The sequence below is a fragment of the Streptomyces erythrochromogenes genome (genome assembly GCF_040684695.1).
Taxonomy (GTDB): domain Bacteria; phylum Actinomycetota; class Actinomycetes; order Streptomycetales; family Streptomycetaceae; genus Streptomyces; species Streptomyces erythrochromogenes_C.
In genome coordinates this window covers 83,407-106,059 of sequence record NZ_JBFBGM010000002.1, presented here as the reverse complement: position 1 = coordinate 106,059, position 22,653 = coordinate 83,407, and the positions used below count along the sequence as shown (strand labels likewise).

Sequence of the window (22,653 nt, the reverse complement as noted above, 5' to 3'; positions counted from 1 at the left end):
GCGCCGGGGCGGCTCGGACCGTCCCGCGCGCGACGCACACCCCAGGGAGAGGCACATGACCGGTCAGGCAGCACAGCAGCAGGTCAACCAGTCGGCCGCGCAGGCCGATCCGCCCGTCGCGGTCCGCGTGGCCGGAGAGGCGGACGTCGAGACGGCGGCGGCGCTGTTCCGCGGCTACCTCGACTTCTACGAGGTGGACGTGGCGGACCCCGACGCCCCGCGGGCCTTCCTGGCCGAGCGCATCGCGAAGGACGAGTCCCTGGTCCTGCTCGCCGACGTCCCCGGGCACGGGACCGTCGGCTTCGCGCAGGTCTACCGCGCCTTCTCCTCCCTGACGCTGTCGACCGCCTGGATCCTGAACGACCTCTACGTCGCCCCCTCGGGCCGGCGCACCGGCGCCGGCCGGGCCCTGCTGCGCGAGGTAGTGCGCCGGGCCCGCGCAGCCGGGGTGGCGGGCGTCCAGCTGGAGACCGCGTACGACAACACGGTCGCGCAGGGGCTCTACGAGGCGGAGGGCTTTGTCCGCGAGGAGTTCCACGTGTACTTCCACGACCTCGGCGCGGCGGCTTCCGCGACGCCTTCCGCGGAGGCTTCCGCGGAGGGGTGAAACATTCCCGTGCGGCCGTCGCGTCGATGGAGTGGGACGGACGCGAGGGGGAGTGGATGCGACAGGGTCGCAGGGACGGGTTCCGTGAATTCGCGGCAGGCCGGTCGGGGCACCTGTACCGATCGGCGTGCCTGCTGGCGAGCGGGGACACCCATCTCGCGGAGGACCTGGTGCAGGAGACGCTGGGCCGGATGTACCTGCACTGGGGCCGGATCTCCCGCGTGGACAATCCTGCCGCGTACGCGCAGACGGTGCTGGTACGGGCCTACCTCACGCACCGGCGCCGCAGGTCGGCGGGGGAGCGCCCGGTCGGGGAGTTCCCCGACACGGGAGCGGCGGCGGGCGGCGGCGACCCGGCGCTGCGGATGACGCTGCTGCAGGCGCTGGGGCGGCTGGCGCCCAAGGACCGGGCGGTGCTGGTGCTGCGGTACTGGGAGGACCGCAGCGTCGAGGAGACCGCCGACGCGATGAACGTCAGCTCGGCGGCGGTCCGCACCCGGACCTCGCGGGCGCTGGCCCGCCTGCGGGAGCAGCTGGGCGGCAGTCTGACCGCCTTCGCGGAACTCTGAGAGCGCGGCGACCCCGCGCTCCCGCACGGCCCCTTCACACCCTTGAAACGGAAGGTCTAGTTCCTCATGCCCTTTGAAGATGATCTCGGTGCGGCCCTCCGGCGGACGGGGGACGGCTTCACGGCCGACCGGCACGCCCTGGTGGACGCCGGCGAGGAACGCGGCCGGCGCCTGGTGGCGCGCCGCCGGGCAGCGGTCGTCGGGGGATCCGTGCTGGCCCTGGCCCTGGTCGGGACAGCGGGCGCCTACGCCGGCGGGCTCCTCGGCGGTGCGGGCGGCGCGGAGACCGTCCACGTCGCGTCACCGCCCACGCCGTCCGGTTCGGGCGCCACCGGCGGTCCCGACTCCGGGTCCGGGAAGGGGCCGAGGGCCGGCAGCGGCGCGGTCGGCGCGGAGCGGATGATGGCCGATCTGGAGAAGGCCCTGGCGGGCCAGCGCGGGACGGTGACCCCGATGGAGGCGCGCGGCACGGAGAACGAGGGCGGAGCGGCGGTCTCCGGCGTGTACGACGACGGCAAGGGCAAGGCGGCCGTCTCCGTCGGCCTCTCCCGGGTCGACCCCGGGGGCCGTCAGGCCGCCCAGCTCACCCAGTGCGGGGACAAGAACCTCCAGGGCTACGACGACTGCCGGACCGAGAAGCTGCCGGACGGCTCGAAGCTGCTGATCCTCAAGGGGTACGAGTACCCCGACCGCCGGGTGGACACCAAGTGCTGGCGGGCCGTGCTCGTCACCCCGGCGGGCTTCATGGTCGAGGCCTCCGAGTGGAACGCCCCGGCGGAGAAGGACGCGCCCGTCACGCGGCCCGACCCACCGCTGGACAGCGCCCAGTTGAAGACCCTCGTCACCTCGCCTGTCTGGCACCCGGCGCTGAACGACCTGCCGCCCGCCGAGCCGGATCCGGCGGCGCCGGCGTCCGAGTCGGGCACGGCGCTGAAGGACCGCAGCGCCGCCGACGCCCTGGCGTCACTGCTGGTCCCCGTCGGGATCCCGGTCGCCTCCCGGGGCGGGGAGGGCACCTACGGCTACGCCGTGCTCGACGACGGCAAGGGCACGTCCCTGGTCCAGCTCACCGTCTCCAGGAGCGGGAGCACCTCGGGCTTCACGGGCGCCGACGTCACCGCGCAGCCCGACGGGACGAAGGTCAGGATCACGCAGGGACCCGCCGAGAAGGGCAGGGGCGTGGTCCAGTGGACCGTGGACACCCTGCGGGAGAACGGCCTGCGGGTGACGGTCTCCGGCTTCAACGCCGCCGACCTGAGCGGCGCCGCGACCCGCCCGACGCCCGCGGTCACCCTGGAGCAGCTGAAGGAGATCGCCCTCGCACCGGGCTGGAACCGCGACCGCAACTAGATTCCCGGGAATGCTACTTGGCGTCGGCGTAGCACTCCACGACCGCCGTGGTGAACGGGAAGCGGACCGGGGTGTCGCCGAAGGCGATCCGGCCGGCCCGTTCGCCGGCGGCGCGGATCGCCTCCACCACCGCCCCGGCCTCCTCGGCCGGGCAGTGCACGATCACCTCGTCGTGCTGGAAGAACACCAGCTCCGCGCGCATTCCGGCGGTCGCCTGCCGCAGGGCGGCGAGCAGCAGCAGGGCCCAGTCGGCGGCGCTGCCCTGGACCACGAAGTTGCGGGTGAAGCGGCCGCGGGCCCGGGTGTTGGTGGAGGCGTAGCCCGGGGTCCAGGCGTCCTCCCGGTCCGGCCGGCTCCCGGCCGCCTCGCCGTCCGGTTCCCCCTCGGCCGGGTCGACGCCCCCGTCCCCGGCCTCGTCGCCCTCGCCGGAGCCGGCCGGCGGCGGGCAGGTGCGGCCCAGCCAGGTGCGGACGAGCCGGCCCTCCTCCCCGGCCTTCGCCGCGTCGTCCACGTACGCGACGGCCCGGGGGAAGCGGCGGCGGAGCGCGGCCAGGTTCTTCAGGCCGTCCCCCGAGGTCTGCCCGTAGACGGCGCCGAGGACGGCCAGCTTGGCCTTCTCGCGGTCGCCGGAGAAGCCCTGGCGGGAGACGGCGGTATAGAGGTCCTCGGACCGGCCGGCGACCTCCATGAAGGCGGGATCGCGGGAGATCGCGGCGAGTACGCGCGGCTCCATCTGGTCGGCGTCGGCGACGACCAGCCGCCAGCCGGGGTCGGCGACGACGGCCCGGCGGATCACCTTCGGGATCTGCAGGGCCCCGCCGCCGTTGGTCACCCAGCGGCCGGTGAGCGTACCGCCGGGGATGAACTCCGGGCGGAAGCGGCCCCCGTGGACCCAGTCGCCGAGCCAGGACCAGCCGTGGGCGGTGTAGATCCGGTACAGCTTCTTGTACTCGACCAGCGGTTCCACGGCGGGGTGGTCCAGCTCCTGGATCTCCCAGCGGCGGGTGGACTTCAGCTTGATCCCGTCCTTGGCGAAGGCCCGGATCACCTCGGCGGGCAGGTCGGGTCGCACGCGCCGGCCGAAGGCCGCCGAGACGCGGTCGGCGAGCTCGGCCAGGCGCCGGGGCTCCCCGCCGCCCGCGTACCGCTCGCCGAGCAGCTCGGTCAGCAGGGCCCGGTGCACGTCGGCCCGCCAGGGCAGACCGGCGCGGTGCATCTCGGCGGCGACGAGGAAGGCGGCGGACTCGGCGGCGACGAGCAGCCGCATCCGGTCGGGGTGGGCGGTGGCGCCCTGCCGCTTCGCCTGGTCGGCGTGGACGGCGAGCAGGACGTCCAGGGAGAGCGGGACGGGCTGCGGGTCGAAGAGGGAGTCCTGGGCGCGCGGATCGGCGGCGCGCTGCGGCGGATCGGGCGGCACGGGGGCGTCGTTCAGCCGGGCCCAGGCCGCGGCGGCCGAGCGGGGCTCGCCGGAGCGGCCCTCGTGGCCGAGGAGCAGCAGCTCGGCGGCCTCGATGTCGTGGCACCGTTCGACGCGGACGCCGGACGCGAGCAGGCGCGGGTACACGGCGGCGGTGGACCGCCAGACCCAGCGGGTGCCGGGCGGGGCGGAGCGGATCGCGTCGGCCGGGTCGCGGACGCGCATCCGGACTCCGTCGGCGGGGTCCACGGGTGCGGCGTGCCACCACCCGTCGCCGTCCTCGGCGAGGGCCCACCGGGGAGTGCGGTCGCTCATGGGTGCGAGTGTCCCACCGGGGTCCGACATCCCCGGCCCGCCGTACCGGACCGAGCCCGGCCTCCCGGGCCCGCCCGCCCGAAAAGGGGGCGCGAAGGCGGACATGCCAAGCTGAGAGGTGTGACAGACCTTGCCGAGACCGTCGACCGAGCCTTCGCCGCAGCCCTCTACGCCCAGGACGACGCCGGGCTGGACACCGGGGCCTCGCTGCTCGCCGCCGATCCCGGGCGCTGGTCCGGGGTGGGCCGTGAGCTGCTGGCGCGCGGGGAGGCGTACGTACGGCAGGGCTGGGAGCGCGGCTGGCAGCCGGCCGACGTGCTGCGGCTGGTCCGCCGGGACCTCGACGAGCGGCACCTGCGGATCACCGGGGACCTGATCGCCGCCGAGGCGCGCCGCTACGCCCGGCTCCCGGAGCGCTGGGGCGAGGCCGAGGCGTGGTGGGGCGGCGACGAGGAGTACGCCGAGGGGCTCGCGCGGCGGGAGCGGGCCGACCGGTTCACGCTGGCCACCGCCCTCTTGGAGGTGCTGCGGCTGCTGATCCGGCTGCCGTCGATCGAGCCGGTGGGTCCGCTGCCCGGCGATCCGGTCGACGCCCTCGCGGAGCACGCCCACATCGAGCCGCGCATGCTGGGCCGGATCCGGGCCCTGCTCGCCAAGGCCGAGGCGACCACCTACCCGGACGAGGCCGAGGCGCTGAGTGCGAAGGCCCAGGAGCTGATGGCCCGGCACACCGTGGACGAGGCGCTGCTCGCGGCGAGCGGCCGTGGCCCCGCCCAGGTGCCCGCCGCCCGCCGGATCGGCGTCGAGCCGCCGTACGAGGAGGCGAAGGCGGTCCTGCTCGACGCGGTGGCCACCGCCAACCGCTGCCGGGCGGTGTGGAACAGCGGCTTCGAGTTCTCCACGGTGGTCGGCTTCGAGAGCGACCTGGAGGCGGTGGAACTGCTCCACACCTCGCTCCTGGTGCAGGGAACGGCCGCGATGACCCGCGCGGAGGCCGCGCAGCGGTCGGGCGGACGCAAGCGGACCAAGACCTTCCGCCAGTCCTTCCTGCTGGCCTACGCCAGCCGGCTCGGCCACCGGCTCGCCGAGACCGCCGAGCACGCGGCGACGGAGGCCCCGGACAACCTCCCGGCCCTGGTGGCGCGGGACGTGGCGGTCACCTCCCGGGCCGAGGAGATGTTCCCGCGGACCACCACCACCCGGCTGCGCGGCGCCACCGACCACGCGGGCTGGGAGGACGGCACGGCGGCCGCCGACCGGGCCCACATGGGCGGCCGCCGCCGCCCGCTCCCCGAGTCCTAGGCGGAGCCACCGGTCACCGGCCGCCGGTTACCGGTTACGGGCGCGGGCTACGGGGTGTCGTCCGCGCGCAGGGCCCGGGCCTCCGACTTCAGGATCCGCATCGACTTCCCCAGCGAGCGGGCCATGTCGGGCAGCTTCTTGGAACCGAACACCAGCAGGCAGGCCACCAGGACGATGAGCAGGTGCCAGGGCTGGACGGCGTTGCGGAACACGGGCGTTCCCCTTTCGGACGATCCGGCTTCTCTTCGGGATCCTTCGCGCGCCCGGCCCATGGAACAGGCAGGACGCCGCTCCCGACAAATCTGAAGAAGTCCTGAAAACCGCTACCCTCGGCGCCATGAGCTGGTTGCGGGCAGTGCGGGCCGCCGCCCGGTCGGGCCTGGCGATCGAGCGGACCCGCCTGGAACCCCTCGTCGCCCTGCGCGCCGCCGTCGGCCTGGCGCTCGTCATCGGCGCCTCCCTCGCCCTCCTCGGGCCCGGCGCCGCGGCCAGCTCCGCCTTCGGCGCCTTCATGGCGGCCGTCGCCACCTTCCAGCAGAGCTGGCGGCCGCGCCCCGCCCTCGCCCTGGCCTCCGGGCTGACCCTGGCCGTGTCCACCTTCGTCGGCTACCTCGTCGGCGCGTCCCACACCGGCCTGTTCCTCGCCCTGCTCGCCGTCTGGACCTTCGCGTCGGGGATGCTCTGGGCGGCCGGCCCCACCGCCGGGATCATCGCCTCCGGCAACGTCGCGATCATGCTGGTCACCGTCACCCTGCCCACTTCCGTGGCGCAGGCCGCCGGACACGCCGCGATGATCGCGGCCGGCGGGGTCGTCCAGGCGCTGCTGATCGTGCTCTTCCCCGTCCGCCGCTGGGGCGCCCAGCGCGACGCCCTGGCCGACGCGCTCGCCGCCGAGGCCGACTACGCCCGCCGCCTGCGCCGCGACCCCGTCGCGCCCTTCGACCCGCAGCCCCTGATGAAGGCCCGCGACGCGGCCGCCGTGACGGTGCGCCAGGCCCGGCGGCGCCCCGCCGAGCTGCACGGGGCGCGGGGGCTGGCGGAGCGGGTCCGGCCGGTGCTGGCCTCCCTCGCCGACCCGGCCGTCGGGGCGCCGGCCGAGGGCCCGGGCCGGGACCGTGTGCACGACCTGCTCACCGCCGCCGGAGCGGTCCTGGACGCCGCCGCGCGGGCGATCCGGCACGGGGAACCGGTGAGCCTGCCCGCGCCGTCGCTCGCCGTCCTGAAGTCCCCCGACACGGCGGACCTCCTCACCGGCGCGCCCCTGCGGGCCGCGCGGCGGCTCGCCGCCCTGCTGGACGACGTACTGGAGACGGCCGAGCCGGGATCCGGGCGCACCGCCGATCCCGCCGAGTCGATGCTGCGGCCGGGCATGGCCGGGCTCGTGCCGGTGGTCCTGGCGGCCGTGCGGGCCGAACTGCGGCCCGGGTCGCCGGTGCTGCGGCACGCCCTGCGAGTGACCGCCGTGACCTGCGCGGGCCTGTTGGTCGGGCTGGCGCTACCCCTCGGGCACGCCTACTGGGCGCCGATGGCCTCGGTGATGATCATGCGGCCGGACTTCACCCAGACCTACTCCCGGGCCGTCGCCCGCTTCGCCGGCACCCTGGTCGGGGTCGGCGTCGCCACGGCCGTCGTGCAGCTGGCGCAGCCCGGCATGTACCTGTCCGGCTTCCTCGCCGTGGTCAGTGCCGGGCTGATGTACGTCCTGATGCGCACCGGGTACGCCGTCGCGCAGGTCTGCGTCTCCGCCTACGTCGTCTTCCTGCTCGGCATGGGCGGCGTCCGCTGGGACCAGACCGTGCCCGACCGGGTCGCGCTGACGCTGGTCGGCGGGCTGCTCGCGATGATCGGCTACGCGCTCTACCCGGCCTGGGAGACCCCGCGGCTGCGGACCCGCCTCGCCGACTGGATCGCGGCCGGGGGACGGTACGCGGCCGCCGTGCTCGGCCAGTACGCCGACCCGGGCGGGGCCCGGCACGCCGACGTGCGCGAGGCACTGCTGGCGGCCCGCGACGCCCGGGTGGCCTGGCACGAGGCGGTGGACCGGGCCGAGGGGGAACCGGTGCGCCACCGGGGGCTCTCCCGCGCGGCCGCCGACGACGCGGGCGAGGCCCTGGCCGCGCTGGGCCGCAGCACCATGCTCCTGGAGGCCCACCTCCCGGAGCCCGGCCACCGGCCGGTCCCGGGCGCCGCGGCCCTGGCCGAGGCGGTGCGCGGCGCCACGGAGGCGGGGGCCCGGGCGGTGCGCGAGCGCCGGGTGCCGCAGTGGGACGGCGTCCGGGCTGTGCTGGCGGACCCGCGGTGGGCGGACCGTGCGGAGGGAGTCGGCCCCGGCCCCGGCCCTGGTCCCAGCCCCGGTCCCGGCCCGGAGGTGCTGCGCGGGGCGGTCGCAGGGCTCCTCGCCTCGCTCGACGAGGTCTCCGAGGCCCTCCGCCCCTGAGGACGGACCTGTCTGTGATCATGGGAACACCCCGCGTGCACGTGCATCTGCGCATGCAGCAGCTGGTGAACACAGCTATGATCCGGTGGAGTTGACATCTGCACTATCGGGGGCTTCCTGTGGACCACGCGTACAACGGGATGGCAGCTGCAGAACTCGCTTCCTTGTTTGAGCTGACGTGGCAGAAGAGCAGACACAGCAACTCGCAGGGTTCCTGCGTGGAGTTCGCGAAGCTGCCCGGAGGCGATGTCGCCATGCGCAATTCGCGCTTCCCGGACGGTCCGGCGCTCGTCTACACGCCGGCCGAGATACAAGCCCTGCTCCTGGGCGTCAAGGACGGCGAGTTCGACCACCTGATCGGCTGACGGAACGGCGCACTCATCAAGCCATGCACGTGCACTGGCCGGGACCGATCGCAGTGATCGGTCCCGGCCAGTCGTCGTGAAACGGGCGGCCCGGCCGCCGGTCCGGCGGGCTCAGTCGTGGAGCAGGAACAGCGCCCAGACCACCTTGCCGGTCAGCCGTCCCGCGAGCGGGTGCCAGCCCCAGCTGTCGCTGTAGGAGTCCACCAGGAACAGCCCGCGCCCGGACTCCAGGTCGAAGTTCTCCTCGGTCCGCTCCGGCGAGAACGCCCCGCCGGGCCGGTCCTCGCTGGGGTCGCGCACCGCGCACACCAGCCGGGTGCTCCACCGCATCAGGTGCAGCCGCACCGGCGGCTCCGGCTCGGCGCCCGGACCCCTCGACTCCTCGGGCAGGGCGTGGCGCAGGGCGTTGGTGACGAGTTCGGACACGACCAGTGCCACGTCGTCGAAGCGGTCGTCGAGGCCCCACTGGGACAGCGTCGAGCGGGTGAAAGTGCGTGCGCCCCGCACCGCGTCGAACCGCGCGGGCAGAGCGCATGAGGCGGACCCGGAGACAGCCGTGGGGTCGACCGGGGGAAGCCCCTGCCGTAACGGCTCGAGCATGGTCGATCCATTCGTCCCCATGCGAGGCACTCCCGGGATTCGCGGACGAAGCGGTGGCTTGTGTCCAAAGAGAACTGCGGGGTGGGTCCCGCGCCGGCGCGAAGTGCACGCAGGTGCGCGGGGACCATCGTTCCGAATGCTCGGGCCGGATGCAAGGGCAGATGCACGTGCACGCGCCGGACCTGTCCCCTCACGTGACGGTTCTTGCTCATTTCTTCCTACGCATACTTACGGACTTCTTTTCCAGGAGCCGGGATTCCGTTACAGAACGAGTACGGCCCGATGCGTTTTGGTGGCAGACTGCGGCCCCTGGGGTGCGGGGGCCCCGAGCACGCGCACACCACGCGCACGCCAATGCGATGGGGAGGGCAGTACTAGTGACCGCAGAAACAAGCGGTTCTGTGGTGCGCCGCATCCTCCTGGGCTCCCAGCTCAGGCGACTCCGAGAATCCCGCGGCATCACCCGTGAGGCGGCCGGCTACTCGATCCGCGCATCCGAATCGAAGATCAGCCGCTTGGAGTTGGGAAGGGTGAGCTTCAAGGCACGGGACGTGGAGGACCTCCTCACGCTCTACGGAGTCACGGACAGCACCGAGCGCGAGTCCCTGCTGGGACTGGTCCGCGAGGCCAACGCGACCGGCTGGTGGCACAGTTACGGCGACGTGCTGCCGGGCTGGTTCCAGACGTACATCGGGCTGGAGGGCGCCGCGTCGCTCATCCGTATCTATGAGGTGCAGTTCGTCCACGGCCTGCTGCAGACCGAGGCCTACGCCCACGCGGTCGTCAGCCGCGGCATGCCCGGCGCCACCGCCGCCGAGATCGACCGCCGCGTCGCGCTGCGCCTGGAGCGGCAGAAGGTGCTCGTCTCCGAGAGCGCCCCCGTCTTCCACGCCGTCCTCGACGAGGCCGCGCTGCGCCGCCCGTACGGCGACCGCAACGTCATGCGCGGTCAGCTGGAGCACCTCATCGAGATCTCCGAGCGGCCGAACGTGCAGCTCCAGGTGATGCCCTTCTCCTTCGGCGGACACGCGGGCGAGAGCGGGGCCTTCACCCTGCTGCGCTTCCCCGAGTCCGACCTGCAGGACATCGTCTATCTGGAACAGCTCACCAGTGCCCTCTACCTGGACAAGGACGAGGAAGTGGGGCAGTACGAGCGGGCGATGGAACGCCTCCAGGCGGACTGCCCCGATCCCGACCGGACCAGGGATCTTCTCCGCGGCCTACTCCAACTGTCTTGATCCGCACGTAGTATGACGTCTGATCAGTGCATGATGACCGATCGGTCTCCGGTGCAGCGCACGGGTGCGCGCTCGCAGTAAGGGATGGCATGTCCATATTCAGCGACCTCGCTCACCAGTACATCGACGGCGAATGGCTGGCCGGCAACGGTTCCTGGGACATCATCGACGTCAATCCGTACAACGGCGAGAAGCTCGCGGCCATCACCGTGGCCACCGTCGAGCAGGTGGACCAGGCCTACCGCGGCGCCGAGCGCGCCCAGCGGGAGTGGGCCGCGACCAGCCCGTACATCAGACGCGCCGTCCTGGAGCGCGCCCTGCGGATCACCGAGGAGCGCGAGAAGGAGATCGTCGAGGCGATGATCGACGAGCTCGGCGGGACCCGTCCCAAGGCCGAGTACGAGGTCCACCTCGCGATGGAGTTCATCCGCGAGTCGCTGCAGCTGGCCGTCCGCCCCGAGGGCCGGATCCTGCCCTCCCCGGTGGAGGGCAAGGAGAACCGGGTCCAGCGCCTGCCCGTCGGCGTCGTCACCGTGATCAGCCCGTTCAACTTCCCCTTCCTGGTCACGCTGAAGTCCGTGGCCCCGGCCCTGGCCCTGGGCAACGCGGTCGTCATCAAGCCGAACCAGAACGCCCCCGTCGTGGGCGGCGGGGTCATCGCCAAGATCTTCGAGGACGCGGGGCTCCCGGCCGGCCTGCTGAACGTGCTGGTCACCGACATCGCCGAGATAGGCGACGCGCTCCTGACCCACCCCGTCCCCAAGGTGATCTCCTTCGCCGGGTCGGACCGGGTCGGACGGCACGTCGGCGCGGTCGCCGCCCGCCACTTCAAGCGCACGGTCCTGGAGCTCAGCGGCAACAGCGCGCTCGTCGTCCTCGACGACGCCGACCTCGACTACGCGGTGGACGCGGCCGTTTTCAGCCGCTTCGTCTACCAGGGCCAGGTCTGCATGGCCGCCAACCGGATCCTGGTCGACGCCTCCGTGGCCGAGGAGTTCACCGAGAAGTTCACCGCCCGCGTACGGGGCCTGAGGACCGGCGACCCGCACGAGGCCGACACCCACATCGGCCCGCTGATCAACTCCTTCCAGGCCGACGCCCTGACCGCGCTCGTGGACCAGGCCGTGGAGTCCGGCGCGCAGGCACTCGTACGGGGGTCTACGCGCGGCAACCTGGTCGAGCCCACCGTGCTCGCCGGGATCCCCGAGGACTCCCCGCTGCTGGGCCAGGAGATCTTCGGCCCGGTGGCCCTGCTGGTGGTCTTCGACGGCGAGGACGAGGCCGTACGGCTGGCCAACGCGACCCCGTACGGGCTCAGCGGCGCCGTGCACACCCGGGACGTGGAGCGGGGCGTCCGCTTCGCGCAGCGGATCGAGACCGGGATGATCCACGTCAACGACTCCACGATCGGGGACGAGCCGCTTGCCGCCTTCGGCGGTGAGAAGGCCTCGGGCCTGGGCAGGCTGAACGGCGAAGCCACGGTCGAGGCGTTCACCACACAGAAGTGGATCTCCGTACAGCACGGGCGGACGGCGTTCCCGTTCTGATCAAGGGTCCGCGCAGCCCCAGGGGGCGGCGGATCAAGGTCGGACAGCCCCCTAGACTCGACCGGGCGTAGGCAGCCGCCCGGGGGAGATCGAGTTGAGCAACATACCGGAGACCGGCCGGACCCCTCGGGTCCAGAACCGGCTCGTCGTCATCCAGGTCGTCGTCTTCTCCCTCCTGCTCACGCTGGGCGGACGGCTCTGGTACCTCCAGATCCGCAACGGCACGGAATACACCGACGAGGCGAAGAACAACCACGTCCAGCAGGTGGTCCAGCCGGCCGTGCGCGGCTCGATCCTCGACTCGCGCGGGGTCCCGCTCGCCGACAACGCCACCCACCTGGTGGTCTCCGCCAGCCGCACCGAGCTGCTGACCATGAAGGACAAGGGCAAGTCCGTCCTGACCCGGCTCGCCGGGGTCCTGGGCATGGACCCCCAGGAGGTCGTCGACAAGGTCCGGCTCTGCGACTCCAAGACCAAGCAGCCCTGCTGGAACGGCTCCCCCTACCAGCCGATCCCGGTCAGCGACGAGGCGACCACCGAGCAGGCCCTGCAGATCCGCGAGCACCCCGAGGACTTCCCGGGCATCACGGCCGAGGCGACCGCGCTGCGCCGCTACGCGGCCCCGGACCAGGCCAACACCTCCCAGGTGCTGGGCTACCTCTCCCCGGTCACCGACGAGGAGATCGCCAAGGCGAAGAAGACCGACTCCCCGTACCTGCGCTCCGACCAGGTGGGCCGCTCGGGCCTGGAGCGCACCTACGACAAGGAGCTACGCGGCAAGGCCGGCATCACCCGCTACGAGGTGGACAACCTCGGCCGCGTCATCGGGCAGGGGCAGACCGACCCGGCGCAGCCCGGCTCGAACGTCGTGACCTCGATCGACTCGCGCGTGCAGGCGGTCGCCGAGCGCGAGCTGAACAACGCGATGATCGACGCCCGCAAGGTGCACGACAAGAACACCGGGCGCAACTACGAGGCCGACTCGGGTGCGGTCGTGGTGATGGAGACCAAGACGGGCCGGATCGTGGCGATGGCCTCGAACCCGACCTACGACCCCAACGCGTGGGTGGGCGGCATCTCGGCGAAGGACTACACCTCCCTGACCGACAAGGATTCCAACTACCCGCTGCTGAACCGGGCGATCCAGGGACAGGCGGCGCCGGGCTCCATCTTCAAGGTGGTCACCTCGACCGCCGCGGTCAACGCCGGGTACCCCTTCAACAACCGCTACCCCTGCCCCAGCTCGTACTCGGTGGGCAACCAGACCTTCACGAACTTCGAGTCGCAGGGCCACGGCGACATCACCATCGGCCGGGCCCTGGAGGTCTCCTGCGACACGGTCTACTACCTGATCGCCGACCAGGAGTGGAAGAAGGACGGGGGCATCAAGCCGAAGAAGGACCCGAACGACTGGTTCTTCAAGACGGCCCACGACTTCGGCCTGGGCAAGCGCACCGGCGTCGACCTGCCCAACGAGGTGCCCGGCCGGATCCCCGACCGCAAGTGGAAGCAGGACTTCTTCGACGCCAACAAGGACGCCTGGTGCCGGGACGGCAAGAAGAACGGCAGCTTCGCCGAGAAGATCGCCTACGAGAACTGCCGCCAGGGCAACCAGCTGCGTGAGGGCGACGCGATCAACTACTCGATCGGGCAGGGCGACACCCTCGTCACGCCGCTCCAGATGACCTCCGTGTACGCGGCCATCGCCAACGGCGGCACGCTGCACCAGCCGAGCGTCGGCAAGGCGATCGTCAGCGCCGACGGGACCTCGGTGAAGGAGATCGCCCCCAAGGAGACGGGCCGGCTCCCGATGGACGAGAAGACGCGCGACAACATCGACAGGGCCCTCGCGGGCGTGGCCACCGACGGCAGCGCCGCCTGGCGCTTCGGCGGCTGGCCGCAGAAGCAGATCCCGATGCACGCCAAGACCGGCACGGCCGAGGTCCAGGGCAAGCAGACCACCTCGTGGTTCGCCTCGTACACCGAGGACTACGCGATCGTCATGACGATCTCCCAGGGCGGCACCGGCTCCGGGGCCTCCGGACCGGCCGTCCGCAAGATCTACGAGGCGATGTACGGCCTCGACCCGACGGGCAAGCAGGACCTCACCAAGGCGCTGCTGCCGAAGCCCGCCACCGCGCTGCCCGCGATCCGGCCGGAGAACGAGAACGCCCCGAACGGAGCGGGCAACTAGGACAGGATCTGACCGCATCGCTCCGTAGCGTGGGGGTTGTCGGGGGAGAGGCCCCCGGCGCACCACGCAGAGGCGGTCAGATCATGGCTCAGATGTCCACCGAGGTCCTCGGCGACGAGCGCGGCACGCTCCTCGCCTTCGTCGAGTCCCAGCGTGCCGCGATCCGCGAGACGCTCCTCGGGCTCGACGAGGAGCAGGCGGCGAGCCGCCCGAGCGCCAGCGAGCTCAGCCTGTCCGGGCTGCTCAAGCACGTGGCGGAGGTCGAGCTGAACTGGCTGAGGCTGGCGCAGCAGCGGCCGAACGAGCGGATGCGCGACGAGTCGAGCTACGGCGACAGCTTCCGCCTCGTCGAGGGCGAGTCCATCCCGTCCGTGCTGGCCTTCTGGGACGGGGTCCGGCAGGAGACGGAGGCCTTCGTCGCCGCCGCCCCGAGCCTGGACGCCACCTTCCCGCTGCCGCCCGCGCCGTGGTTCCCCAAGGACGCCAAGGTCTCGGTCCGCTGGCTGCTGCTGCACCTGGTGGAGGAGTTCGCCCGGCACGCCGGCCACGCGGACATCGTCCGCGAATCCATCGACGGCACCAAGGCGATGGGCTGAAGGGCGGGGCCGTAGCCTGGCCCCATGTCAGCGATCCGGCTTCTTGTCCTCGGCGCCGTCCGCCAGCACGGGCGGGCCCACGGGTACCAGGTGCGCAACGACCTGGAGTACTGGGGCGCCCACGAGTGGTCGAACACCAAGCCGGGATCGATCTACCACGCGCTCAAGCAGATGGCGAAGCAGGGCGTCCTGCACGCCCACGAGGTGGCGCCGAGCGCGGCGGGCGGGCCGCCGCGCACCGAGTACGAGGTGACGGACGCCGGCCGCGAGGAGTACTTCAGGCTGCTGCGCGAGGCGCTCGCGGCGTACGACCAGAAGACGGACGTGCTGTCTGCGGCGATCGGCTTCATGGTCGACCTGCCGCGGGAGGAGGTCCTCGGGCTGCTCCGGGAGCGGCTGGCGAAGCTGACGGTCTGGCGGTCCTCGGTGACCGACTACTACACGCCGGAGGGCGGCCCGGAGGCGCTCGGCCACATCGGCGAGATCATGCACATGTGGGTCCACTCCGCGGACGCGGAGGCGGAGTGGACGCGGGGGCTGATCGCCCGGATCGAGGGGGGCGCGTACTCCTTCGCGGGCGAGGGCGGCGAACCGTTCGTGGGGGTGCTGGCGGAGGGTCAGGAGAACCCCTACGCCTAATCAAGTTTGACTAGCCCGCGAGCGGGCATTACCTTGGCGGCTCGCGGTAATCAAATTTGACTAGTGAGGGTGAGGATCGGCTTTGGCGATCTCCGTCGAAGGTGTCCGCAAACGCTACGGCGACCAGCAGGCCCTGACCGGGCTCGACCTGGAGGTGGCGGCCGGCACCGTGCACGCGGTGCTCGGCCCCAACGGCGCCGGCAAGACCACGGCCGTGCGGATCATGAGCACCCTGCTCCGCCACGACGAGGGGGTGGTCCGGGTGGCGGGCCACGACGTGCGCACGGACCCGGCGGCCGTCCGCGCGCGGATCGGGCTGCTCGGCCAGCACGCCGCGCTCGACGAGGAACTGGCCGGCCGGCAGAACCTGGAGATGTTCGGCCGCCTCCACCACCTGGGCGCGCGCGGGGCCGGGCGGCGCGCCGACGAACTGCTGGAGCGCTTCGGCCTCGCCGACACCGGCCGCAAGGCGGTCAAGCAGTACAGCGGCGGCATGCGGCGCCGGCTCGACCTCGCCGCCTCCCTGATCACGGACCCGCAGGTGCTGTTCCTCGACGAGCCGACCACCGGCCTCGACCCGCGCGGCCGCGCCGAGGTGTGGAGCGCGGTCCGCTCCCTGGTCGGCGGCGGCACCACCGTCCTGCTCACCACGCAGTACCTGGAGGAGGCCGACCAACTGGCCGACCGGATCGCCCTCGTCGACGGCGGCCGGGTCGCGGCCGAGGGCACGGCCGACGAACTCAAGGCCCTGGTCGGGGCGGACCGGATCGTCGTCGTCCTGCGGGACGCGGCACGGCTGGCCGAGGCCGCGCGGCTGCTGCCCGACCCCGCCGTCGACCCCGACACCCTGACCCTGAGCTTCCCGGTGGAGGACCGCATGGCGGGCCTGGCCCGGACCCTGCGGACGCTCCAGGAGGCCGGCATCGAGGCCGCCGACCTCGCCGTCCGGCGCCCCACGCTGGACGAGGTCTTCCTGCACCTGACCGACCGCGAGGAGGTGGCCGCATGAGCGCCGCATGGGTGGTCTCGGACTCCTGGACGATGACCCGGCGCGAGCTGGCGCACTGGGCGCGCCGGCCGGTCCAGATGATCGTCGGCCTGGTCTTCCCCGTGATGATGCTCCTGATGTTCGGCTTCCTGGTGGGCGGCGGGCGCGGGATCGACGGCAGTTACGTCGAGTTCCTGGTGCCGGGGATGCTCGCCCTCACCATGGCCTTCGGGCTGGAGGCCACCCTGACGGCGGTCACCCAGGACCTGAACAAGGGGGTGATCGACCGCTTCCGGGCCATGCCGATGTCCTCCTCCGCCGTCCTGGTGGGCCGCTGCGCCGCCGACATGCTCCAGTCGGCCGTGGGCCTGCTGGTCCTGGCCGCGGTCGGGCTGCTGCTCGGCTGGCGCTGGCACGGCGGCGCGGCGGCCGCCCTGCTCGCCTTCGGGCTGCTCCTGCTGCTGCGCCTGGCGATGCTGTGGATCGGGATCTGGCTCGGCATGGTCGCGGGCCGCCCGGACCTGGTGCAGGCGGTGCAGATCCTCGTGTGGCCGGTGGGCTTCCTGTCCAACGCGTTCGCCACGCCGGAGTCGATGCCCGGCTGGCTGGGCGCGGTGGTGGAATGGAACCCGCTCTCGGCGACGGCCACGGCCGTGCGCGACCTGTTCGGAAACCCGGCCGCGGCGCCCCCGTCGTGGGCCGCCGACCACGCGGCCCTGCTGGCGGTCGCCTGGCCGCTCCTGCTGCTCGCGGTCTTCTTCCCGCTGGCGGTGGGGCGTTACCGGGGCCTGGGCAGGTAGCCGCGTGAGGGGACTTGCACCTCACGCGGCGTGAGGAACCACAGTGAAGGGCGTACCCAAGCAGAGGAGGGAAGCCATGGGCCACTCCGTGGGCCAGGTCGCCGGTTTCGCCGGAGTCACGGTGCGCACCCTGCACCACTACGACGAGATCGGCCTGCTCTCCCCGAGCGGCCGCAGCGGCGCGGGACACCGGCGGTACGACGACGCCGACCTGGACCGGCTGCAGCGGATCCTGTTCTACCGGGAGCTCGGCTTCCCCCTCGACGAGGTCGCGGTCCTGCTGGACGACCCGGAATCGGACCCACAGGAGCATCTGCGCCGGCAGCATGCCCTGCTGACCGACCGGATCGCCCGGCTCCAGCAGATGGCCAAGGCCGTTGAGCACGCCATGGAGGCGAAGAAGATGGGCATCAACCTCACGCCCGAGGAGAAGTTCGAGGTCTTCGGGGACCACGACCCGGAGCAGCACGCGCAGGAGGTCGAGGAGCGCTGGGGCGACACAGAGGCGTACGCCGAGTCGCAGCGCCGGGCGGCCACGTACACCAAGGACGACTGGCAGCGGATCCAGGACGAGTCCGCCGCATGGGGCCGCCGGTACGCGGCGGCCATGGAGGCGGGCGAGCCCGCCGACGGCGAGCGCGCGATGGACCTGGCCGAGGAGCACCGCCTGCACATCCACCGCTGGTTCTACGACTGCCCGTACGAGATGCACACGTGCCTCGGTGAGATGTACGTGGCGGACGAGCGCTTCACCGCCTTCTACGACGCGGTGAAGCCGGGCATGGCCGCGCACCTGCGCGACGCGATCCTCGCCAACGGCGTGCGCAACGTGTAAGCGGAACATCACGCGGACGACCCCCGCCCGGGCCTGGAACCGGGCGGGGGTCGTGTGCGTTGATAATTGAAACCGTCCCCATCCCTGCCTTCCCCCGATCCAGGAGAGCCCGGAACCCGTGTATACGCTTGCGCTCGGCCCTGAGTGGCTGTCCCCGGACTACCTGATCTCGCACTTCGGCCTGATCGGCATCCTGGTCATCGTCTTCGCCGAGTCGGGTCTCTTCGCCTTCCTCCCCGGCGACTCGCTGCTCTTCACCGCGGGCCTGCTGGTCGCCGACGGGCAGTACATCAAGCAGCCGCTGTGGCTGGTCTGCACCCTGATCGTGGCCGCCGCCATCATCGGCGACCAGGTCGGCTACATGATCGGCAAGTACTTCGGGCCGAAGCTCTTCAACCGGCCGAACTCCAAGCTCTTCAAGCGGGAGAACCTGGACAAGGCGCACGAGTTCATGGACAAGCACGGCCCCAAGGCCATCGTGCTCGCCCGCTTCGTGCCGATCATCCGCACCTTCGCCCCGATGGTCGCGGGCGCCGGCACGATGAAGTACCGCACCTTCCTGACCTACAACGTCATCGGCGGCATCGGCTGGGGCGCGGGCGTCACCATCGCCGGCTACTGGCTCGGCCAGATCGAGTTCATCAAGACGAACGTCGAGCCCATCCTCGTCGGCATCGTCCTCATCTCCGTCATCCCGGTGGTCTTCGAGGTGCTGAAGGCCCGCAAGGAGTCCAAGGCGAACGCCGGCCAGGCCCCGGAGGCGGTCGCCGCCGACGGCACCGGCCCGCAGTCCCCGGGCCAGCGCGGGCGCCACGCCAAGCGCTGAGACCGCACGCAGCACCCGTACGCCCTGGAGGCCCGCCTGAGGCACCCGGGGCGTACGCGTACCCGTACGCGTCCCCTGCCCGGCGCTCAGAAGCCGCGGGTCCGCTTCGCCGCGCGGCGCTTGGCGGCGCTCGTGGCCCCCGGGATGCGCATGAACAGCCGTGAGGCCTCGGAGCCGAGGTTGACGCCGATGGCGATGGCCAGCGCGATGGCCGCGGCGTTCACCAGTGAGCCCAGGCCCTCGTTCAGCCGGTTCTCGGCGATCAGCAGCAGCCCGTAGTACACCGCCGAGCCGGGCAGCAGCGGGCCGATGGCGGCCGTCACGTACGGCAGGGCGGAGGCGAAGCGGTAGCGGGAGAAGAGCTGCCCGAAGAGGCCGACCAGCCCGGCAGCGATGGCCGTGGACGGTACGGGCGGGATGCCGCCCGCGTAGTGCAGCGCCCCGAAGGTGACCCAGGCGACCGCGCCGTTCAGCGTCACGATCCACACGGTGGAGCGTTCCTGCTGGAGCAGGATCGCGAAGGTGAACACCAGCACCATCGAGGCGGCGATCTGGATCAGCGGCCGCTGCTGGATCTGCAGGACCTCCTCCGGCCGCGGCGAGGCGTCGAACTGCAGCCCCACGTAGAGCACCACCAGCACGCCCATGATGATGCCGATGAAGAGGTACATGACCTCCAGCAGCCGGGCCGAGGCGGTGATGTAGTAGCCGGTCAGGCCGTCCTGCACGGCCGCGACCACGGCCCGTCCCGGCAGCAGCGCGAACAGCCCACCGGTGATCACGGCGGAGGCCTTGACGTCGATCCCCGTCATGTTGAGCGCGACCCCGATGGCGGCCGGCGGCATCGCGGCGACCACGAACTGGTAGAACTCGGGCAGCCCGCGCCCGGCGCACAGCCAGGCCAGGCGGTCACCGAGCATCGCGCCGATCGCGGCGGCGAAGAAGACGAGCACCCCGCCGCCGACGAGGGTGGAGGCCGCCCCGGCGAGCAGTCCGGCGGAGGCCGTGAGCATCCAGCCGGGGTACGGGTGCCGGTTGCGGCGGATCTCGGCGAGGCGCCGGTAGGCCTCCTCCAGCGAGACGTCGATCTCGTGGGCGCTGATGTCGTCCACCAGCCGGAACACGGCCGCGAGCCGGTTGTAGTCGGTGCCGCGGCGGCGCACGGTCCGGCTGGCCGAGACCGGGTCGCCCACCAGCGAGGGGTGGTGGCTGATCGACAGCATGGTGAAGGTGACGGTCGGCTCGCAGCGGTCCAGCCCGTAGCTGCGGGCCACCGCGAACATCGCGGCCTCCACGTCCTCGGCACCCTCGCCGCCCGCGAGCAGCAGCTCGCCGATGCGCAGGGTCAGGTCGAGCACGCGGCCCACGGCGGGGCCCGTCTCGCTCTGCCGCTGGACCAGGTCCGGCACGGGCCGGACGTCGACCGGCATGCGCAGCATCGTGCGCATCCGGTCCTGCCAGGGCGACTCCTTCATCTGCGCGACGGGGAAGCCCTGACCGGGGGTGTAGGCGGGCGGGGACTGCGTGGCCCGGTAGGTGGCAGGGGCGGCGAAGGCCGATCCCTCGGGCTCGGGCGGCACCGGACCGGTGCCCGCGGGCAGAGCGAATTCCGAGGTGGGCTGGTCCTCACCCAGAGGCTCCGGCTGCACTCCGGGTGGTGCCGTGAAGGCGCTGTGCGCCTCGTCGGACTGGGGCTTCCTGTCCTCGGCCCCGTCGGCCTCCGCCACGCGTCCTCCTGTTCGTGATCACCCGGAGTATCAGTATGCGGAACCGTTTCCTCCCCGGCGAAACCTGGCTCCCCGGCCCGGGCACACGACGGCGGGCGGCACCCCCGAGGGGATGCCGCCCGCCATGTCACGAGGGGCCCGGGGCAGTGCCCCGGCCCGTCACCGCCGAGCCTGGGCTCAGTGGTGGCCGCCCTGCGCCTCCAGGCGCTTGTACGAGGCCTCGATCTCGGCCTCGGCCTCGGCGCGGCCGACCCAGTTCGCGCCCTCGACCGACTTGCCCGGCTCCAGGTCCTTGTAGACCTCGAAGAAGTGCTGGATCTCCAGGCGGTCGAACTCGGACACGTGGTGGATGTCGCGCAGGTGCTCGACACGCGGGTCGGAGGCCGGCACGCACAGCAGCTTGTCGTCGCCGCCCGCCTCGTCCGTCATGCGGAACATGCCGATGGCGCGGCACTTGATCAGGCAGCCCGGGAAGGTCGGCTCGTCAAGGATGACCAGCGCGTCCAGCGGGTCGCCGTCCTCGCCGAGGGTGTTCTCGACGAAGCCGTAGTCGGCCGGGTAGCTGGTCGAGGTGAAGAGGCGACGGTCCAGACGGATCCGGCCGGTCTCGTGGTCCACCTCGTACTTGTTCCGCGAACCCTTGGGGATCTCGATGGTGACGTCGAACTCCACGTCCTGCTCCTCCATGATCAGCTTCATTGCTTCGAGACGGCATTGATTCAACTGCGTGCGCGTCCGGCCCATCCCTGTCGGGTGGGGTGCCATGCTCGCGGCAAGACGCAGTGGTTAAGTGTCCCTCACGCATATGTGTGATCGCGAAAGGGGCTGGTCCGAGGTGCCATTGGTCAAGACCTGGCAGCTCACCGCGGGTGCGGCCGTCGCCGGCCTCGCCCTGTCGGTGGCAGCGGTGACCGCCGCCGGTCCATGGGACTCCGGCCAGCGTAAGGCCGAGCGGGACAGAGCCGCCTCCTGGGGCCGTACGGGTGGCGCAGATCACGGTGGCGCGACCGGTGCGGGCTCCCTCCCGCAGGCCGCGCCCAGTGCCCCCGGGGTACTGGGCGCCGTCGGTCCCGGCGTCCCGCGGGGGCAGGCCGCCGCGGCCGCGCCGTCCGACGCGCTCGCCGCCCGGCTGGGGCCGCTGCTGGCCGACCCGGCGCTCGGCACCGTCCGCAGCGCCTCCGTCGTGGACACCGCCACCGGACAGGTGCTCTACGAGTCCCGGGCGCGGGACGCGATGACCCCCGCCTCCACCGTCAAGATCGCCACCGCGGCGGCCGTCCTGGCCGCCCTCGGGCCCGAGCACCGGATCAGGACCACCGTCGTGCCCGGCGCCGCCCCCGGCCAGGTCGTCCTCGTCGGCGGCGGCGACCCCTCCCTCACCGCGAAGAAGAAGAGCCCCGCCGGATCGGGCGGCAGCCTGGTCGCCCTCGCCGCCGACGCCGCCCAGGCCCTCAAGGCCGCCGGCACCGACACCGTGACCCTCGGGTACGACGACAGCCTCTACACCGGCCCCGCCCGGCACCCGATCGGCGTCAACCCCAACATCGCCCCCGTGACCGCCCTGGCGGCCGACGAGGGCCGCCCCGACGACTCCACCTCCGGACCCGTGGACCGCACCGACGACCCGGCCGGGGCCGCCGCCCGCGCCTTCCGCACCCTGCTGGCCGAACGCGGCATCAAGGTCACCGGAGAACCCGCCCGGGCCAAGGCCGCCGCCGGCGCCCAGCCGCTGGCCGTCACCCAGTCCACCCCGGTGGCCGGACTCGTCGAGCGGATGCTGACCAACAGCGACAACGACATCGCCGAGGCCCTCGCCCGGCAGACCGCCCTCGCCTCCGGACAGCCCGCCAGCTTCGAAGGGGCCGAGAAGGCCGTCACCGCCCGGCTCGCCGGCCTCGGCATCGACATGACCGGCTCCCGCTTCGCCGACGGCAGCGGCCTGAACCGCGCCGACAAGGTCAGCGCCGGCCTGCTGACCGGCCTGCTCGCCAAGGCCGCCGACCCCGCCCACCCGGAGCTGCGGCCCGTCCTGACCGGGCTCCCCGTCGCCGGATTCACCGGGACCCTGCGCGGGCGCAACGCCGGCACCTCACCGGCCGCCGGCCTGGTCCGCGCCAAGACCGGCACCCTCACCGGGGTGAACTCCCTCTCCGGCACCGTCGTCGACTCCACCGGCAGGCTCCTCGCCTTCGCCTTCCTGACGGCCAACAGCCCCGGCCCCGAGGGCGCCGAGAAGGGCCTCGACAAGCTGGCCGCGGCCGTCGCGGGCGCTCCGTAGGGGGTCCGCCGGAGGGCTCGCCC

The 22,653-nt window shown here is 72.6% G+C and carries 20 protein-coding genes and 1 pseudogene; 16 read left to right on the top strand and 5 right to left on the bottom strand.

What is annotated here, in order from left to right; genetic code table 11:
* The first annotated feature begins 55 nt into the window (after positions 1–55).
* The 3 genes from AB0O53_RS04555 to AB0O53_RS04545 all read left to right on the top strand — a co-directional run bounded on the left by AB0O53_RS04555 (position 56) and on the right by AB0O53_RS04545 (position 2,526).
* A complete protein-coding gene (locus AB0O53_RS04555) occupies positions 56–607 on the top strand; it encodes a GNAT family N-acetyltransferase (protein WP_350989864.1) in 552 nt (183 codons plus the stop codon).
* 56 nt (positions 608–663) lie between these two features.
* Complete coding sequence (locus AB0O53_RS04550; protein WP_365193688.1) at positions 664–1,176, top strand: SigE family RNA polymerase sigma factor; 513 nt, start codon at positions 664–666, stop codon at positions 1,174–1,176.
* 66 nt (positions 1,177–1,242) lie between these two features.
* Positions 1,243–2,526: a hypothetical protein gene (locus tag AB0O53_RS04545; protein WP_350989860.1), complete on the top strand. Its 1,284-nt coding sequence runs from the start codon at positions 1,243–1,245 to the stop codon at positions 2,524–2,526.
* Positions 2,527–2,539: 13 nt separating this feature from the next.
* Here AB0O53_RS04545 and AB0O53_RS04540 read toward each other — a convergent pair whose 3' ends face one another.
* On the bottom strand, positions 2,540–4,258 hold the full coding sequence (locus AB0O53_RS04540) for a bifunctional 3'-5' exonuclease/DNA polymerase (RefSeq protein WP_350989858.1): 1,719 nt from the start codon (positions 4,256–4,258) through the stop codon (positions 2,540–2,542).
* Between the two features lie 120 nt (positions 4,259–4,378).
* On the opposite strand from AB0O53_RS04540, the gene AB0O53_RS04535 reads away from it, so the two are divergent.
* Positions 4,379–5,560: a DUF2786 domain-containing protein gene (locus tag AB0O53_RS04535; protein WP_365193212.1), complete on the top strand. Its 1,182-nt coding sequence runs from the start codon at positions 4,379–4,381 to the stop codon at positions 5,558–5,560.
* Between the two features lie 47 nt (positions 5,561–5,607).
* Here the strand turns inward: AB0O53_RS04535 and tatA are convergent, their stop codons facing one another.
* A complete protein-coding gene (gene tatA / locus AB0O53_RS04530) occupies positions 5,608–5,772 on the bottom strand; it encodes a Sec-independent protein translocase subunit TatA (RefSeq protein ID WP_350989854.1) in 165 nt (54 codons plus the stop codon).
* A gap of 125 nt (positions 5,773–5,897) precedes the next feature.
* Here tatA and AB0O53_RS04525 point away from each other — a divergent pair, with 125 nt between their 5' ends.
* Together AB0O53_RS04525 and AB0O53_RS04520 are read left to right on the top strand one after the other, a co-directional pair.
* A complete protein-coding gene (locus tag AB0O53_RS04525; RefSeq protein WP_365193210.1) occupies positions 5,898–7,997 on the top strand; it encodes an FUSC family protein in 2,100 nt (699 codons plus the stop codon).
* A 119-nt stretch (positions 7,998–8,116) separates the two neighbouring features.
* Positions 8,117–8,362, top strand: a complete 246-nt coding sequence (locus tag AB0O53_RS04520) for a DUF397 domain-containing protein (RefSeq protein ID WP_350989850.1) — start codon at positions 8,117–8,119, stop codon at positions 8,360–8,362.
* A gap of 111 nt (positions 8,363–8,473) precedes the next feature.
* On the opposite strand, the gene AB0O53_RS04515 is transcribed toward AB0O53_RS04520, so the two are convergent.
* A complete protein-coding gene (locus AB0O53_RS04515; RefSeq protein WP_350989848.1) occupies positions 8,474–8,983 on the bottom strand; it encodes an ATP-binding protein in 510 nt (169 codons plus the stop codon).
* A 338-nt stretch (positions 8,984–9,321) separates the two neighbouring features.
* Between AB0O53_RS04515 and AB0O53_RS04510 the strand changes: the two genes are divergently transcribed.
* From AB0O53_RS04510 to AB0O53_RS04470, 9 genes and pseudogenes are all read left to right on the top strand, one after another.
* Entirely contained in the window at positions 9,322–10,200 is an 879-nt protein-coding gene (locus AB0O53_RS04510; protein ID WP_350989846.1) for a Sco1979 family transcriptional regulator, read from the top strand.
* A gap of 89 nt (positions 10,201–10,289) precedes the next feature.
* A complete protein-coding gene (locus AB0O53_RS04505) occupies positions 10,290–11,747 on the top strand; it encodes an aldehyde dehydrogenase family protein (RefSeq protein ID WP_350989844.1) in 1,458 nt (485 codons plus the stop codon).
* Positions 11,748–11,841: 94 nt separating this feature from the next.
* Positions 11,842–13,941, top strand: a complete 2,100-nt coding sequence (mrdA, locus tag AB0O53_RS04500; RefSeq protein ID WP_350989842.1) for a penicillin-binding protein 2 — start codon at positions 11,842–11,844, stop codon at positions 13,939–13,941.
* A gap of 92 nt (positions 13,942–14,033) precedes the next feature.
* On the top strand, positions 14,034–14,537 hold the full coding sequence (locus tag AB0O53_RS04495; RefSeq protein ID WP_350989840.1) for a DinB family protein: 504 nt from the start codon (positions 14,034–14,036) through the stop codon (positions 14,535–14,537).
* A gap of 24 nt (positions 14,538–14,561) precedes the next feature.
* Positions 14,562–15,176, top strand: coding sequence for a PadR family transcriptional regulator (locus AB0O53_RS04490; RefSeq protein WP_350989838.1), 615 nt, complete (start codon positions 14,562–14,564; stop codon positions 15,174–15,176).
* Between the two features lie 82 nt (positions 15,177–15,258).
* On the top strand, positions 15,259–16,185 hold the full coding sequence (locus AB0O53_RS04485) for an ATP-binding cassette domain-containing protein (protein WP_350989836.1): 927 nt from the start codon (positions 15,259–15,261) through the stop codon (positions 16,183–16,185).
* Positions 16,182–16,964: an ABC transporter permease gene (locus AB0O53_RS04480; RefSeq protein ID WP_350989835.1), complete on the top strand. Its 783-nt coding sequence runs from the start codon at positions 16,182–16,184 to the stop codon at positions 16,962–16,964. Before AB0O53_RS04485 ends, AB0O53_RS04480 begins: the two co-directional genes overlap by 4 nt.
* A gap of 76 nt (positions 16,965–17,040) precedes the next feature.
* Positions 17,041–17,799 (top strand): MerR family transcriptional regulator, encoded by a 759-nt coding sequence (locus tag AB0O53_RS04475; protein ID WP_365193206.1) that lies wholly within the window; start codon positions 17,041–17,043, stop codon positions 17,797–17,799.
* 118 nt (positions 17,800–17,917) lie between these two features.
* Positions 17,918–18,589: pseudogene (locus AB0O53_RS04470) on the top strand (DedA family protein); the annotation flags it as partial.
* Between the two features lie 122 nt (positions 18,590–18,711).
* Here the strand turns inward: AB0O53_RS04470 and AB0O53_RS04465 are convergent.
* Complete coding sequence (locus tag AB0O53_RS04465; RefSeq protein ID WP_350989833.1) at positions 18,712–20,352, bottom strand: threonine/serine exporter family protein; 1,641 nt, start codon at positions 20,350–20,352, stop codon at positions 18,712–18,714.
* 177 nt (positions 20,353–20,529) lie between these two features.
* Positions 20,530–21,024: an inorganic diphosphatase gene (locus tag AB0O53_RS04460; protein ID WP_030031597.1), complete on the bottom strand. Its 495-nt coding sequence runs from the start codon at positions 21,022–21,024 to the stop codon at positions 20,530–20,532.
* Positions 21,025–21,157: 133 nt separating this feature from the next.
* Between AB0O53_RS04460 and dacB the strand changes: the two genes are divergently transcribed.
* Positions 21,158–22,630 carry a D-alanyl-D-alanine carboxypeptidase/D-alanyl-D-alanine endopeptidase gene (dacB, locus tag AB0O53_RS04455; RefSeq protein ID WP_434094327.1) on the top strand — a complete coding sequence of 491 codons (1,473 nt, stop codon included), beginning with the start codon at positions 21,158–21,160 and terminating at the stop codon, positions 22,628–22,630.
* The last annotated feature ends 23 nt before the right edge of the window (positions 22,631–22,653 follow it).